This window comes from Pseudoalteromonas sp. SWYJZ98 (assembly GCF_015864495.1).
Taxonomy (GTDB): Bacteria; Pseudomonadota; Gammaproteobacteria; order Enterobacterales; family Alteromonadaceae; genus Pseudoalteromonas; species Pseudoalteromonas distincta.
This window is the reverse complement of record NZ_JADYXA010000022.1, coordinates 18,244-32,925: the sequence shown is the minus strand read 5'-3', so window position 1 is coordinate 32,925 and position 14,682 is coordinate 18,244. Positions and strand designations below refer to the sequence as shown.

16 protein-coding genes are annotated in these 14,682 nt (G+C 39.0%); 7 read left to right on the top strand and 9 right to left on the bottom strand.

The window, feature by feature from the left end; genetic code table 11:
• Nucleotides 1–6: 6 nt before the first annotated feature.
• From I6F10_RS13060 to I6F10_RS13030, 7 genes are all read right to left on the bottom strand, one after another.
• Entirely contained in the window at nucleotides 7–639 is a 633-nt protein-coding gene (locus tag I6F10_RS13060) for an NADH:ubiquinone reductase (Na(+)-transporting) subunit D (protein ID WP_002958897.1), read from the bottom strand.
• Nucleotides 639–1,391, bottom strand: coding sequence for a Na(+)-translocating NADH-quinone reductase subunit C (locus I6F10_RS13055; RefSeq protein ID WP_002958898.1), 753 nt, complete (start codon nucleotides 1,389–1,391; stop codon nucleotides 639–641). Before I6F10_RS13055 ends, I6F10_RS13060 begins: the two co-directional genes overlap by 1 nt.
• Nucleotides 1,384–2,586: an NADH:ubiquinone reductase (Na(+)-transporting) subunit B gene (locus tag I6F10_RS13050; protein ID WP_002958899.1), complete on the bottom strand. Its 1,203-nt coding sequence runs from the start codon at nucleotides 2,584–2,586 to the stop codon at nucleotides 1,384–1,386. The genes I6F10_RS13055 and I6F10_RS13050 overlap by 8 nt, the downstream gene beginning before the upstream one ends.
• Nucleotides 2,587–2,590: 4 nt before the next feature.
• A complete protein-coding gene (locus tag I6F10_RS13045; RefSeq protein WP_197098946.1) occupies nucleotides 2,591–3,934 on the bottom strand; it encodes a Na(+)-translocating NADH-quinone reductase subunit A in 1,344 nt (447 codons plus the stop codon).
• Nucleotides 3,935–4,563: 629 nt separating this feature from the next.
• Nucleotides 4,564–5,757: an enoyl-ACP reductase FabV gene (gene fabV, locus I6F10_RS13040; protein ID WP_138489515.1), complete on the bottom strand. Its 1,194-nt coding sequence runs from the start codon at nucleotides 5,755–5,757 to the stop codon at nucleotides 4,564–4,566.
• A gap of 113 nt (nucleotides 5,758–5,870) precedes the next feature.
• Complete coding sequence (locus I6F10_RS13035) at nucleotides 5,871–6,182, bottom strand: BolA family protein (protein WP_024596564.1); 312 nt, start codon at nucleotides 6,180–6,182, stop codon at nucleotides 5,871–5,873.
• A 61-nt stretch (nucleotides 6,183–6,243) separates the two neighbouring features.
• Nucleotides 6,244–6,855 carry an alpha-ketoglutarate-dependent dioxygenase AlkB family protein gene (locus I6F10_RS13030; protein ID WP_197098945.1) on the bottom strand — a complete coding sequence of 204 codons (612 nt, stop codon included), beginning with the start codon at nucleotides 6,853–6,855 and terminating at the stop codon, nucleotides 6,244–6,246.
• A 42-nt stretch (nucleotides 6,856–6,897) separates the two neighbouring features.
• On the opposite strand from I6F10_RS13030, the gene I6F10_RS13025 reads away from it, so the two are divergent.
• Genes I6F10_RS13025 through I6F10_RS13010 form a run of 4 tightly spaced genes read left to right on the top strand, consistent with a single transcriptional unit; the run spans nucleotide 6,898 to nucleotide 10,653 of the window.
• Nucleotides 6,898–8,040 carry a methyltransferase gene (locus tag I6F10_RS13025; RefSeq protein ID WP_024604970.1) on the top strand — a complete coding sequence of 381 codons (1,143 nt, stop codon included), beginning with the start codon at nucleotides 6,898–6,900 and terminating at the stop codon, nucleotides 8,038–8,040.
• The gene (locus tag I6F10_RS13020) at nucleotides 8,041–8,601 is read left to right on the top strand and encodes a YajG family lipoprotein (RefSeq protein WP_165744317.1); all 561 of its coding nucleotides are present in this window, start codon (nucleotides 8,041–8,043) and stop codon (nucleotides 8,599–8,601) included.
• 2 nt (nucleotides 8,602–8,603) lie between these two features.
• A complete protein-coding gene (locus I6F10_RS13015) occupies nucleotides 8,604–9,224 on the top strand; it encodes a peptidylprolyl isomerase (RefSeq protein ID WP_002958906.1) in 621 nt (206 codons plus the stop codon).
• A 49-nt stretch (nucleotides 9,225–9,273) separates the two neighbouring features.
• Nucleotides 9,274–10,653: an AmpG family muropeptide MFS transporter gene (locus tag I6F10_RS13010; protein ID WP_197098944.1), complete on the top strand. Its 1,380-nt coding sequence runs from the start codon at nucleotides 9,274–9,276 to the stop codon at nucleotides 10,651–10,653.
• 70 nt (nucleotides 10,654–10,723) lie between these two features.
• Here I6F10_RS13010 and I6F10_RS13005 read toward each other — a convergent pair whose 3' ends face one another.
• Nucleotides 10,724–10,963 (bottom strand): helix-turn-helix domain-containing protein, encoded by a 240-nt coding sequence (locus I6F10_RS13005; protein WP_002958908.1) that lies wholly within the window; start codon nucleotides 10,961–10,963, stop codon nucleotides 10,724–10,726.
• A 445-nt stretch (nucleotides 10,964–11,408) separates the two neighbouring features.
• On the opposite strand from I6F10_RS13005, the gene I6F10_RS13000 reads away from it, so the two are divergent.
• Nucleotides 11,409–11,597, top strand: a complete 189-nt coding sequence (locus tag I6F10_RS13000; protein ID WP_024596569.1) for a hypothetical protein — start codon at nucleotides 11,409–11,411, stop codon at nucleotides 11,595–11,597.
• Nucleotides 11,598–11,646: 49 nt separating this feature from the next.
• Here the strand turns inward: I6F10_RS13000 and erpA are convergent, their stop codons facing one another.
• Nucleotides 11,647–11,985, bottom strand: a complete 339-nt coding sequence (gene erpA, locus I6F10_RS12995) for an iron-sulfur cluster insertion protein ErpA (protein WP_002958911.1) — start codon at nucleotides 11,983–11,985, stop codon at nucleotides 11,647–11,649.
• Nucleotides 11,986–12,306: 321 nt separating this feature from the next.
• Between erpA and I6F10_RS12990 the strand changes: the two genes are divergently transcribed.
• Together I6F10_RS12990 and I6F10_RS12985 are read left to right on the top strand one after the other, a co-directional pair.
• Nucleotides 12,307–13,989 carry a chloride channel protein gene (locus tag I6F10_RS12990; protein ID WP_002958912.1) on the top strand — a complete coding sequence of 561 codons (1,683 nt, stop codon included), beginning with the start codon at nucleotides 12,307–12,309 and terminating at the stop codon, nucleotides 13,987–13,989.
• Between the two features lie 15 nt (nucleotides 13,990–14,004).
• Nucleotides 14,005–14,439 (top strand): CopD family protein, encoded by a 435-nt coding sequence (locus I6F10_RS12985; RefSeq protein WP_002958913.1) that lies wholly within the window; start codon nucleotides 14,005–14,007, stop codon nucleotides 14,437–14,439.
• Nucleotides 14,440–14,682 lie beyond the last annotated feature (243 nt).

Here is a 14,682-nt window from a genome sequence, read left to right as displayed (position 1 = left end):
TGCCCCTTACGCTTTAGCTTCTACTTGGTCTTTCTTATAAGTACGCAGTACCCATATGAACAAACCAATGATGAAGAATGCACTCGGTGGTAAGATCAATAGACCCATAGGCTGATACCAACCGCCATCTTGTACTAATGGGATAATATCAACACCGAATAGTGAACCCTTACCAAATAGCTCACGAATGAAACCAACAGTAAGTAGCACTACAGAGTAACCTAAGCCGTTACCAATACCGTCAAGGAATGACATAAGTGGTGGCGACTTCATCGCGTATGCTTCAGCACGACCCATTACGATACAGTTAGTAATGATTAGACCAACGAATACAGAAAGCTCTTTTGCAGTAGCATAAGAAAATGCCTGTAATACTTGGTCAACAACGATTACCAATGATGCGATAATGGTCATTTGTACGATGATACGTACAGATGATGGGATCTGGTTACGAATAAGCGAGATAAAGAAGCTCGAAAACGCAGTTACAAGTGTCAATGCAATTGACATAATTAACGCATTTTTTAAGCTAGACGTTACCGCTAGCGCAGAACAAATACCAAGTACTTGTAGTGCGATTGGGTTGTTAGCTAAAACCGGACCAAATAGGACCGCCTTCATTTCTTTAGTATCAGCCATTATTTCAATGCTCCTTTACGTACTTTCGCAAGGAAAGGGCCAAAGCCATTTTCGCCAGTCCAAAAGTCAACTGCATGATCAACACCGTTAGACGTTAATGTAGCACCTGAAAGACCATCGATCTTATGCTCATCATTGCCCGCAGTACCTTTAACAATTTGAATTGGAAGTTCTTTACCTTCCCATGTAGCAGTCCACTGTGGATTTTGGATTTCGCCACCAAGACCTGGGGTTTCATTATGCTTGTAAAAGATAATGCCCTTAACTGTTTCACCATCGCTTTCAAGCGAGATAAAACCGTACATTAAGCCCCATAAGCCGTAGCCTTGGATAGGAAGAATGATTGCATCAACTGAGCCATCTTCTTTTTTAGAGATATACACCGGTGACTCTTTAGTCACACGTTGAATACCAGCAATATCTTTAACGCCTTTCTCTTGAAGAGAAACACTTAGCGCTGCATCATATTTGCTTTTTTCAAAGTCAAAGATTGTTGGGTCTGTATCTACAAACTCACCTGTAGTCATGTTTACAACGCGCGCTTCGATTTTTGCATCAAATGTTTCAAGAACATTTTCAACTTTGTCGATGCCCGCAGCAGCTAAGATATTGCTTTGAATATCTTTGTTTTTATTAGCTTGCTGTAAAGGACGAAGCTGTACAGAAGCAAACGATACAATGATTGCACACACTAAACATAGTGCTACAACGACTGATAACGTTTTGCCGATTGATTCGTTATTACTAGACATTACGTGCCAACCTCCGCTTAATATTAGCCTGCACTACAAAGTGATCGAACAGTGGAGCGAACAAGTTAGCAAATAAGATTGCTAGCATCATGCCTTCTGGGAAAGCAGGATTCACAACACGTATCATAACCACCATAAAGCCAATTAATAGACCATATGCTAATTTACCTTTGTCAGTAAATGCAGCTGATACAGGGTCAGTAGCCATAAAGAACATACCAAACGCAAAGCCACCAAGTACAAAATGCCAATACCAAGGCATTGCAAATACAGGGTTAGTTTCTGAGCCAACAGCATTTAATAAAAATGCAGTTGCGACCATACCTAGGAATACACCTAGTACGATGCGCCAAGAAGCGATACGAACGTAAATTAAGAACAAACCACCTACTAATAATGCAAGTGTAGATGTTTCACCTACAGAACCTTGAATGAAACCATAAAACGCATTCCACCATAATTCCATGTTTGCAAAGTCAAGTGTGCCAGCAAATGCTTGGCCTAGCATAGTTGCACCAGAGAAAGAATCTACTGCTGTCCATACTGTGTCACCTGAGATTTGAGCTGGGTATGCAAAGAATAAAAATGCACGACCGGCTAAAGCAGGGTTTAAGAAGTTACGGCCAGTACCACCAAAGATTTCTTTAGCGATTACTACACCAAACGTAATACCTAACGCAACTTGCCATAAAGGAATAGTTGCTGGCAAAATAAGTGCAAATAATACAGAAGTAACGAAGAAACCTTCGTTAATTTCATGCTTACGCACTGAAGCAAATATAACTTCCCAGAAACCACCTACTGCAAATGTTACAGCGTAGATAGGTAAGAAGAAACATGCTCCATAGAACATCTTAGCGCCCCAACCTGCGTCAGCGGTTAACTCGCCACCGAATAACTGGAACAAACCAACTTGCCACGTGTTTGCTAGTTCAAAACCTTGTGCTAAAGCACCAGCGGCCTGATGACCGATATTGAACATACCAAAAAACATAGCTGGGAACGTCGCCATCCACACTAAAATCATCATACGTTTTAGGTCGATGTTATCGCGTACGTGTGTCGCGCCTTTATTTACGTAGCCTGGTGTATAAAAAATAGTTGCAGCTGCTTCATACAGTGCATAAAACTTTTCATATTTACCACCGGCTTCAAAATTCGGCTCGATATCTTCTAGATATTTTTTTAAACCCATCTCTCTAGCCTTCCTTCTCGATCGTAGTTAAGCAATCGCGTAGGATAGAACCATACTCGTATTTGCCTGGACAAACGAAGGTACATAACGCTAAATCTTCTTCATCAAGTTCAAGCGCGCCCAATGAAATTGCACTGTCTAAATCACGTGCAATTAAGTCACGTAATAATAGAGTAGGCAAAATATCTAACGGCATTACGCGCTCGTAGCTACCAATTGGTACCATGGCACGTTTTGAACCACCTGTTGACGTTGTCATTTTAAATAAACGACTTGGTGCAAGGTGAGAAAGGAATGTACGCGTTACAGAGAATTTATCACTACCTGGTGCAATCCAGCCAAACAATTCTTTTTCGCGACCTTCAAGTAAAACAGATACTTGAACGTGGTAACGACCTAAGAATGCATGAACACCGTTTGAAATAGAACCCGATAGAACAGAACCAGAAATAACGCGGTTATCTCCGTCTTCTAACTCACCAGACACTAAATCATCCAATGAAGCACCTAATTGTGTTTTCACTAAACGTGGGTTTTTAACGCGAGGACCTGCAAGCGAAATAACACGATTTGTGTAAATTTCACCAGTAAGGAATAAGTGACCATACGCAATAACGTCTTGGTAACCAATATGCCAAACTTGTTTGCTAACAGAAACTGCATCAAGATGGTGGATATGAGTGCCAACGAGGCCAGCCGGATGCACACCACCAAACTCATGTACTTCTACTTGAGCTATAGATGAGCTAGGAACTTGGCTGCCTGCTTTTTTACACACAAATACTTTGCCATCGGTCAAACGCGAAACAACTGCAAGACCCGCTTCAAATGCTTGCGCATTTTCTGCAATAATTACTGCAGGATCTGCAGCTAATGGGTTTGTGTCGATTGCGGTCACAAAAATAGAACTAGGATTTGCATCCACAGCCGCTACTTTGCTGAATGGGCGAACACGAAGTGCTGTCCATTGACCAGACTGGATAAGTACTTCTTTGGCTTTTTCGCGCTCTAAGCTCGGAAGCTCGTCTGCTTTGAAAGAGTCAAAGGTGATTTGCTCACTGCCTGCTACTTCAATAACAACAGATTGCAGCACACGTTTAGCACCACGATTTATTTCTTTTACTGTACCAGAAGCTGGAGCAGTAAATAGGACGCCTGGGTTCTTTTTATCTTCAAAAAGTACCTGGCCTTTTTTGACTTGGTCATCCACACGAACATGCATGGTTGGACGCATACCGATAAACTCTTCACCAAGCACAGCTACACGTTTGACAGCAGAACCGTCATGTATAACTTGCTGTGGCGCGCCCTCTAAGGGTAAATCCAGACCTTTTTTTATGTTGATCATACGCACTTGCATTACATTAAAGGAAAGAAACTGAAAAATCGTATCAACCACGTCGCCATTTGAGTTATTCCAAATTATATCAAGGTACAAAAGAGCAGCTTGCTAGAGATATCAAACAAGCAACGTAGTAAAACTCATCACATATTGTCGAGATTTTAACATCATTTTAGATGACTATGCGAGTGTATTTATGAAAATTATACGACAGAAACACTTATTTAGTTTTGTTAAGTGAATTAAATAAAAATCAAGCTAGACCAAAGTGGTAGCCTAAGCAATTATCATTCCTGATTTCATCGTAAATTCAACAAATCGCATAATACAAAAAAAGCCGCGATAGCGGCTTTTTATAACTAGGGCCTGTTGACCTTTCAGGATTAAAATTTGTTCAATCTAGGGGCTATTTAATCGCGGCGTGAAGTTTGTAACCTAGTGGGCTAAGTAAAAACCGAGCAACAAAGAGTAAATAGCCCCTAGGCAGAACCCTTTGGGCAGCGCATGTTTGGCATTTATTCCACGTTATCGCCCATTTATGGGGAATAACCACACTACATAGGCTCTGCCTTGCCTAAATACCAAACAGACTGCTGCAAATTTAACCTCGAAAGATAAACAGGCCCTAAGTTCTGTTAGTCAATCATATTGGCAATTGGCTTAACTGAATCTACATCTTGATCGTAGTCAACACTATCTATACCAAAACCAAATAAGCGTAAAAACTCATTATGGTAACCAACATAATCTGTTAGTTCATCAATGCTGCTCGTATCTACTTTATCCCAAACAGCTTGCACGCGAGCTTGTACATCGTCTTCTAGCTCTTTGTAGTTTTGGAATAAATGTCCACCGTCGTCAAAGCGAGGAGATTCACCATACAAGTTTTCACTAAATAAAGCGTGAATTTGCTCAATAGTGCCTTCGTATGTGCCATCTGCTTTCATAACTTTAAATAAAGCAGAGATATATAACGGCATAATAGGAATAGCAGAACTTGCTTGCGTTACCACAGCATTAAGTGATGAAACATATGCCTCACCATTTAAATCTTTTGTTGATTCTTTAATAGCAGCGGTTGCACGGTCTAGATCTTCTTTAGCCTTACCAATAGTAGCGTGTCCGTATATTGGCCATGTTAGCTCTTTACCAATATAAGTGTACGCAGTCGTTTTAAAGTTATCGGCTAATACATCCGCTTCTTTTAATGCGTCAATCCACATTTCCCAATCTTCACCGCCCATTACTTTAATGGTGTTGTCGATATCGTCTTGGTTTGCAGCTTCAACAGTAATTTCATCAATTTCACGCTTTGATGTATTTAAGTTTTTAGTAGTAACGGCATTTCCAATTGGCTTAAGCGTAGATGAGTAAACTTCGCCCGTATTTGGGTCTGTACGACGAGGAGACGCTAAGCTGTAAATAATACAATCTACTTTGCCCAAATCTGCTTTAATAGTGTCGATTGCTTTTTGTTTAATTTCGTTAGAAAACGCATCGCCATTAATATTTTTAGACCAAAGGCCTGCTTCGTCTGCTGCATCTTGAAAAGCAGCGGTATTGTACCAACCAGCAGAACCTGTTTTGCGATCTGTACCTTCTTTTTCAAAGAAAATACCTAATGTTTTAGCACCACCACCAAACGCAGCTGTAATGCGCGAAGCCAAGCCGTAGCCTGTTGATGCGCCAATAACTAATACATTTTTTGGTGCATTTTTTAATGCGCCTTGTTGTTTTACATAGTTAATTTGTTCTTGAACATGCTCTGCACAACCAGCTGGGTGTGCGTTTGTGCAGATAAATCCACGAATTTTAGGCTTAATGACCATTGATCATCCTATATCTTTTACAATAAAAATTAGCGCTAGTTTAAAGGCTAATACTAAAAACACTGATCTGATCAGTTAACCACAAGTGTAACAATCAAATCGCTATTAATTATTTAAGCTAATTTAGAGCCGCCCATACAATTAGGTGAATCAGGTGCCTCGCCGCCCTGCTCTGTATACTCATCGGGTGTATATGTATGAATTGCGAGTGCATGAATATGATTTGCTAATTCATCTTTTAGAATTTCATTAATTTCACGATGGCGCTGCAATAAACGTTTACCTGTAAAACCTTCGCTAACCACTATTACTTTAAAGTGTGATTCAGTGCCCGCACTGTGCATATGGCTTTCGTTAATTACGTTTAAATGTTTACACGCAATAGCGTTGCTTATTTTTTCTTGGATCTGTTGCTGCATTGACATAAAAGACCGTTTTAATTAGCTAATTTATACACTTACTATAACAATTTAACGCAGCGCTTGGCTAACTAAATTGCTTTTGTTTAATGTCCTTAATAAATCGGTAAGTTAAACTTATTCGAGGATGTGCAAGCGTTGTTTGTTTAGGTATTGCATGTTGATAATCTCGCTGGCTATGTCCATCCATTATTAAACAGCTGCCACTTTGTAATTTTAAGTCGGTTACTTTATTGCTCGCCTTGTGCTTTAACTTTAGAACCCGATCAGCTCCTAGAGAGACACACACAATTGTTGGTTTATCACCAAGCTCTATTTCATCATCACTGTGCCAGCCCATCGTATCATTACCATCTCGGTAATAATTAACGAGTAATGAGTTTAGAGGCTGATTTAAGTGCGCCTCTAAACGCCTTCTCATATTAAGTAACAATTCATCCCATGGCTCTACTATTTGCTTACTACTTGAATAGCCGTATTCAATATTTAAATCGCTCATGAAGCATTGTAGCCGTGGAATAGGCCCCGTTTTACCATAAACAGTTACATCGGGTTGCTGCCAACGTAGGTTTTTTTGCAAATAATAAAATAGATCGAGGCTTTTTTGTGCACTAAGTGCCCTACTTTGATAAGAAAAGCCATTTGGTAACTGTTGGGGGTTGGCGTTTTGCCGTTGCATGTTAGAATTTACCTACATTAGATTACTGATCAACGAACCATTATGACGACGCAAGCCCAGCTAGGCGATAAAACCTTTACTCTTGAACGCTTTCCTTTGGATCAAAAAAACCGCAGCTTACAAGCGTGGGATTCGGCAGATGAGTACCTTATCAATTATGTTAACGAACATCACCCTGATTGTCGCTCATTGCTTATTTTAAACGATAGCTTTGGTGCACTTGCTTGTTATTTTAATAAGTTAACGGTTTGTTCAGTTAACGATTCTTATATTAGCCACCAAGCTGCGGCTTATAACTTACAAGAAAACAAACTGCCTACAGCAGATTTTACACAATTAGATAGTTTGTCTGCATTACCACAGGATGTTGATTTAGTACTTATTAAAATCCCTCGTAATGTGGGGTTTTTACAGTTTCAGTTAAGTGAGCTCAGTGAAGTCCTTGCACCTGGTACGCCAGTAATTGCCGCAGGTAAAACAAAAGAAATTCATAACTCAACAATAAAATCATTTGAGCAATTTATTGGTGAAACAAAAACTAGCCTAGCAGTTAAAAAATCCCGTCTTATATTAAGTACAGCTAAAGGCGGATATAAAGCAGCAGATTTCCCTGTAACGTGGGAGCTTGAAGGTACTGAGTTTAATATAACAAACCATGCAAATGTGTTTTCGCGTGATTCGTTAGATATTGGTGCACGCTTCTTTTTTAACTACTTACCAGAAACACCAAAAGCTAAAAGCATTATTGATTTAGGCTGTGGTAACGGAGTTGTTGGATTAATGACGCTTGCTCGTTGCCCTAATGCATCAGTTACTTTTGTTGATGAGTCTTACATGGCAGTAGAGTCGGCTCGGTTAAATGTAGAAATTAACCTAGGCGATAAGTTTGATAACTGCGAGTTCATCGAAAACGACTGTTTAACAGGCTTTGAAAGAGACAGTGTAGATATGGTGCTTTGTAACCCTCCATTTCACCAAGCTCAGGCCGTTACCGACCATATTGCTTGGCAAATGTTTAAACAAGCAAAAGATACTTTAAAAGAAGGCGGCGAGCTGCGTATTATTGGTAATCGTCATTTAGATTATCATGATAAATTAAACCGTATGTTCGGCAACTGTAAGTTGTTAGGTTCAAACAAAAAGTTTGTCGTTTTAAGTGCAACAAAAAATAGTGGAATGCTATAAATGAAATTAACAAACATTATAATTGGGTGTTGTGTATTACTGATACTTGGTGGCTGCGCGAATCAGCCTAGCCAAGTAATACTTAACCCTGTTTATAAAAATGGTCAAATTAGCACTATAAATAGTAGCTTAAGTACTAGTGTAATTGATTTACGTGGCGATACATCAACACTTAAACTTATTGAGTCAGACAAAACTAAAACCTTTGCAAGCCAAGGCATTACCAGCTCTATTAAAAGTGTGTTAGACAGCGCCCTTAGCCGCAATGGAGCCAGTATTTCTAACTTAGCAACTGTTCGCTTTGAAGTAGATATTCATGCATTGCAAGCTGTTGTAACCGAAAAGCTAGTGAGCCATACCAGCGAAGCCCACATAGAACTTGGCGTGCGTGTTATTCGCGCCTCAAGTAACTTTAGTAAAGTGTATAGAGGTAGTGCTAATTTAGAAGGCCCATTTAGTCATGAGCAAGCAAAAATAGAAGGTCAGCTCAATAAGTTGACTGAGCAAGTTATTACCCGCATTGTATCTGACCCTGAATTAATAGAATTTTTAGAAGGTTAACTATGAAACGACTTTTTTTAATCTGCTTAGGCCTATTCTTTAGTGTAAGTAGCTTAGCAGCCCAAGAAGGCCGCTTTGTGCAAAAGGACAACATTTTTCCACGCGTAGAAATTGTAACGTCAATGGGTAGCATCGTGGTTGAGCTGGATCGCTCTAAAGCGCCCATCACAGTCAATAATTTTTTAACTTACGTGTCAGATAAAAGTTATCAAGGTAGCGTTTTTCACCGTATTGAGCGCGATGTAGAAAATGATCGCGACTTTGTTATTCAAGGTGGCGGTTACGATAAAGACTATGATGGTCTACATGAAAATGACCCTATTTTTAATGAAAGCGGTAACGGTTTAAAAAACGATATGTATAGCATTGCTATGGCCTATCAAGATAGACAACCGCACTCAGGAACTCGCCAATTCTTTTTTAATATGGATAATAACGATCACTTAAATCCAGGGAAAGATTGGGGCTTTGCAGTATTTGGTAGCGTAATGGATGGTTACGACACGCTTGATAAAATTATGACTGTTGAAACCGGTTTTAATGAAAAAATTGGCTACGATTTCGTACCTAAAAAACCTGTTGTCATCTTAAATATTAAAGTGCTTGAACAAGTCCCACTATAATTTTTTAAGAGCAGCTTAGCTGCTCTGCATCAAAGCCAATGAAGGCCCTATGAGCAAATCTCTCTCTATTAGCGAATATTTTTCTTACTTTAAAGACAAACGCTTAATCCACATTTTCATATTTGGTATGAGTAGCGGTTTTCCGTGGGTTTTAATTGGCTCTGTTATGTCTGCTTGGCTAAAAGATGAAGGGCTAAGTCGCAGTATGATAGGCCTATTTGGCATTGTATTTGGCGCTTACAGCATAAACTTTTTGTGGTCGCCACTCATTGACCGTACAAAACTTCCTATTTTATATAAATGGCTAGGCCAACGTCGCAGTTGGATACTATTTTGCCAAAGTTTTATTTTTATTGGCACCTTGCTATTAGCAGGGCTTGATTTAAAAGCTAATTTGGCAATTGTTGCTGCGATTTGTTTATTAATCGCCATTGCTTCGGCTACTCAAGACATTGCTATTGATGCCTTTAGAATAGACACCCTAAACGAAAGCGAATCACACAAAGCAACCGCTGCAGCCGCCATGGCAACTTCTGGTTGGTGGACAGGTTATGCACTTTTAGGCGCCATTCCATTTTACATGGCCGATATCCCCTCGCTCGACTGGCCACAAATTTATTACTTTTTAGCTGCCGTAATGCTGCTGTTAATGAGTGGAGCACTGTTTGCAAAAGAGCCCGAAACTAACCGCGAAGCAGTACATGCTGAACTTGAGCGTGTGTACCTTGAAAAACTGTCCTCTACAAAACAAACTCCTTTAACAAAAACTGTTGCGTGGCTTGCGGTAACCGTTATTGATCCCTTTAGAGCTTTTTTTACTAAAAATGGCGTTAAAACAGCACTAGCATTACTTGCGTTTATTTTCTTATTTAAAATAGGCGAAGCGTTTTTAGGGCGCATGTCGATTGTGTTTTATAAAGAAATTGGTTTTAGTAATAGCGATATAGCTACATTTTCGAAGGTAGGTACAGCGGTACTTACAATCATATTTACCTTTGTTGGCAGTTTATTTAATCAAAAATATGGCATTGTTAAGGGTTTATTTGTAAGTGGTATTGCAATGGCTGCTTCAAACTTAGCCTTCTCGTGGATTGCTTTAGTTGGCCCTGACCTAAGGCTGTATGCCTTTGCTATTGTTATTGATGGCTTTACGCAAGCGTGGTCGTTGGTCGCTATGGTGGCCTTTATATCGATGTTATGCGATAGAGCATTTAGTGCAACGCACTATGCATTACTGGCGTCATTAGGGAATTTAGGACGAACATTGCTTTCAAGCTACAGTGGTGTAGTAATTGATGATTGGTTAATGGGAAATTGGTCGCTGTTCTTTATTTTAACAGCCTTAATGGTTTTACCTTCGTTGATATTTTTATATCTGATTAGGCATAAGTTGTATGAGCTTGAGAAGAATTACCACAAAAATATTTAATGCATCCCTGCATTAACATATTGCTTAGCACTATCAAGTGCCCCTTAGAGTGTACTAAGCAATTATTGAGTTAATCTACTTTTAGCAAGCTAAGTGCTTCATGTGGATCAACTTCTAGAGCTGTACAATAGCGAACAAACTCAATTACATCTAAACGGCGTTCTTGATTTTCAATCTTGCCGATAAACGAATGAGGCGTTCCAAGCACTTGTGCTAGGCTTCGCATTGTATGACCCTTTTCATGGCGCTTAGTTTTAAGCCACTTTGTTAGCTTTGCATTTTCTTCAGAAGAAACTGTTTTGCCCATCATTTTACATCTCCTACTAGATGATTTGACGTACCCATTAAAGCAGTAGTTTCCATCAATAGCCGTAGGCAGGTAAGCAGTCATACTTTCAATAGCAAGCTATTGCTTAATAAAGCATGTGTTGCTACTCACTCCACCAACACAGCTAAAAACTACGCTAATAATATGGTAAAGATTTGTTTTTATTGAGAATGAAATTTTGCCCGTCTCATTCTTGGATACATTATATACTATTAACACTTTGGTTAAATAATTAATTACATACTCGGTACAAAATCAACCTGAACGAACATTTATAAACACTGAATATTTGACCTAAGTTATCAGAAAATATTAAAAAATAATATTACCTTCATAAAACAGCTTAAAAATATTTATAACATATTTGTTCCTTTTTAATGTTACACGTTTATTATTAAGCAATAATTTGCACTAAAAAGGCCAAGTAATGTTCAGACTTCTTTTTTTATTACCTATCGTGTTGTGTTTAGGTTGGTACTTTTTTTTGCGCCACAACGGCGTACCAATTAAACAAGGTAAAAAAGGCTTTATGTATATTTTAGCGTTTTCAGCCTTTGTGCTCGGCTTTTTTGTATTGATAATGCAAATTACCGAATACGCACCAACCGATTTGTAGGCATTAAAAAAGCCGCAAAAGCGGCTTTATTCTATTTAGCGTTTAGCTGTTAAACGCTAAAGCTTGCACCACAACCACAAGTTGTTGTTGCATTTGGATTAGATACAAAAAAGCGTGCGCCTTCTAATCCTTCAGTGTAATCAACCTCACCATCAACCAAATATTGAATGCTCATTGGATCAATAACGAGTGTTACACCATTTTTTACAATTTCTAAATCGCCAGGATTAGCTTTTTCATCAAAAGTAAAACCATATTGAAAACCAGAACAACCACCGCCTGTTACATAAACACGCAGTTTTAAGTCTGGGTTTTCTTCTTCGTCGATTAACTGTTTAACACGAACAGCAGCTGCATCGCTGAACTTAATTGGTAATTCTTCAGACATTTTAAAACCCTCAATATCGCAATGGCGTGATTATCTAATACCCGAGTGTTTTAATCAAGTATAGTAAAACAACTCTTTCCTCTAAGTTATACCTATAAATTAGTAAAAAAGTGGCCAAACATTAACTAGCTAAAATAATACTTAAGCAAACTAAAAGCGACCTTTATACGCTATAAACTCATTAAATATTTTAGTTATAGGCAATAGGTCTTAATCTTCACTGCAAATTGTTAATATAAGTTACGAAAATTTCAAAATCACAAGGACTTAGCTAAACTCTTTTGCTAAAATGCTGCTGAAAAATACAGCGAGGAATTATGCATGTGGCTTGAGCAACTCAGGCGTCGGCTGGCAAAACCTAAAACATCTGTACAATTATGCTTATTAGGCGTAGTTGCCGGATTAATTGCTGCATTTTTTATTATTTTATTTCGCTTAACCATTCTGTTTTTCCAAAGCTTATTTTTAGAAACACCTGACGACTTTACTACCCTACCAACACTTGAACGTGTACTAATGCCTTTAGTTGCTGCATTACTAATAGCCACGTTTGCTGCCTTTACTGGGTTTAAACATTACCGCTTGGGTATCCCCTTCGTTATACACAGAATTAAACGTCACTACGGGCAAATGCCTTTATACAATACGGTTAATCAATTTGTTGGTGGCGCACTTGCTCTCATTAGCGGTTTTTCAGTTGGCCGAGAAGGGCCTTCCGTGCATATGGGCGCAACGGGGGCGAGTATTTTGGCAGATAAGCTACATTTACCGCATAATGCCATGCGTACTCTAAGTGGTTGTGGAGTAGCGGCAGGCATAGCCGCGTCGTTTAATACTCCACTTGCAGCCGTTATTTTTGTAATGGAAGTGGTACTTCGTGAATATAAAGTACATATATTTGTACCTATCATGCTTGCCGCTGTTACTGGCGCACTGGCAACACAGTTTGTTTTTGGTGAAGGTTCAGAGCTTGCACTCATTACCATAGCGCCATTGAGTGGTTGGCATTACCCTTATTTAATATTATGCGGTATGGCGCTGGGTGCTATTGCATTTAGCTTTAATCAAAACTTAATGCTAATTATTAAAACATTTAAACCTTTAAGTATGTTCCCTCGTTTATTAATTGCAGGATGCATTGCCAGCTTAATAGCTTACGCAGTGCCTCATGCTATGGGCTCTGGTATGAGCGCAATAACTATCGCGGTTGAATCTCCTGATGACGTGAAGCTACTCACAACTATTTTAATCGCTAAACTACTTGCTACATTGTTTGCTATCGGTTTGGGTATACCAGGTGGTTTAATTGGTCCGGTAATTGGGCTTGGCGTATTAATTGGTACTCTAATGGCTTTTTTTGCTCAGTTTATTAGTCCTGGCACTGATATAGCGGGTACTTATGGCGTGTTAGGTATGGCCGGATTAATGGCCGCCACATTGCATGCACCACTAGCTGCTTTAACAACGGTCATGGAGCTTACATCGTCACCTGAAATAATTGTTCCAGCTATGCTTGTGATCACCACGGCCTATGTAACAGCATTACAGTTTTTTGGAAATCGCTCCATATTTTTGCAGCAACTAGATTTTCAGGGATTACCGTACCATGTATCTCCCGCTACCGAAGCATTACAAAAAGTGGGGATAATGGATGATATGGATGAAGACTTTAAATTGCTTTATTCAGACGACAAAGTGCAAATAAAAAGCACATTAGATGCCATGGATAGCCAAACTCCGTTAATTGTTTTTGACGAAGAAAATGGCTATCGTCTCGCTGAATACGATTTAACGCTAATGTCTAATGAAACAATAAATATAAATTATATTAGCTTGCAAGGCATCAGTAGTCAGGCCACCCTAGCCGATGCTTTCGATATCCTAAAAGATAAAAGAAGTGGCGCGCTTTACGTTTATAACCTTTTAGATAATCAACAAATTATGGGGCTATTACGCTGGGATCAAATTCATCATATTTTAACCATTCGTAACAGCTTACTTTAAACAATAAGGACTATTATGAGCGCATTATTGATTTATAAAACACTCCACATATTTTTTATGATTGCGTGGTTTGCCGGTATTTTTTACTTGCCTCGATTATTTGTATATCACGCTATGAGCGAGGAAAGATCATGCAACTCTATGTTAAAAGTTATGGAGCGCAGACTACTTTATTTCGTTACCCCATTTGCTGTATTAACCGCTGTATTTGGTGTATTGACCATTGTTGAATATGGTCGTGATTGGTTTAGATACAGTATGTGGTTGCACTATAAGCTAGTGCTGGTGATCATATTATATATATACCACGGCTACTGTTTTAAGTTATTAAATGACTTTAAACATGACCGCAACACTAAGACAGATCGCTTTTACCGTATTTTTAACGAGCTCCCAGTTATTGCGTTGCTCATCATAGTGGCGCTTGCGGTAATAAAACCTAATTTATAATACCAATCGGCTTATATGGGGTCTATTTAACGTTTAGAAAATTACGCTAGAGCTTGGCAAAATTTTTTATCTAGTTGTTCTAGGTTAAAAATTTTTAACAACGTTATAGTGAAATTTAATGCGCTAAATTGCTCAAATATCTATGCCGGTTGGTACAAGCTTTGCGGCGCATGTTAAACTTCGCTGCAATTTACAATACTTGCTTTAACACGCGCGATTGCGTGCTCCATTTATGGATTATCG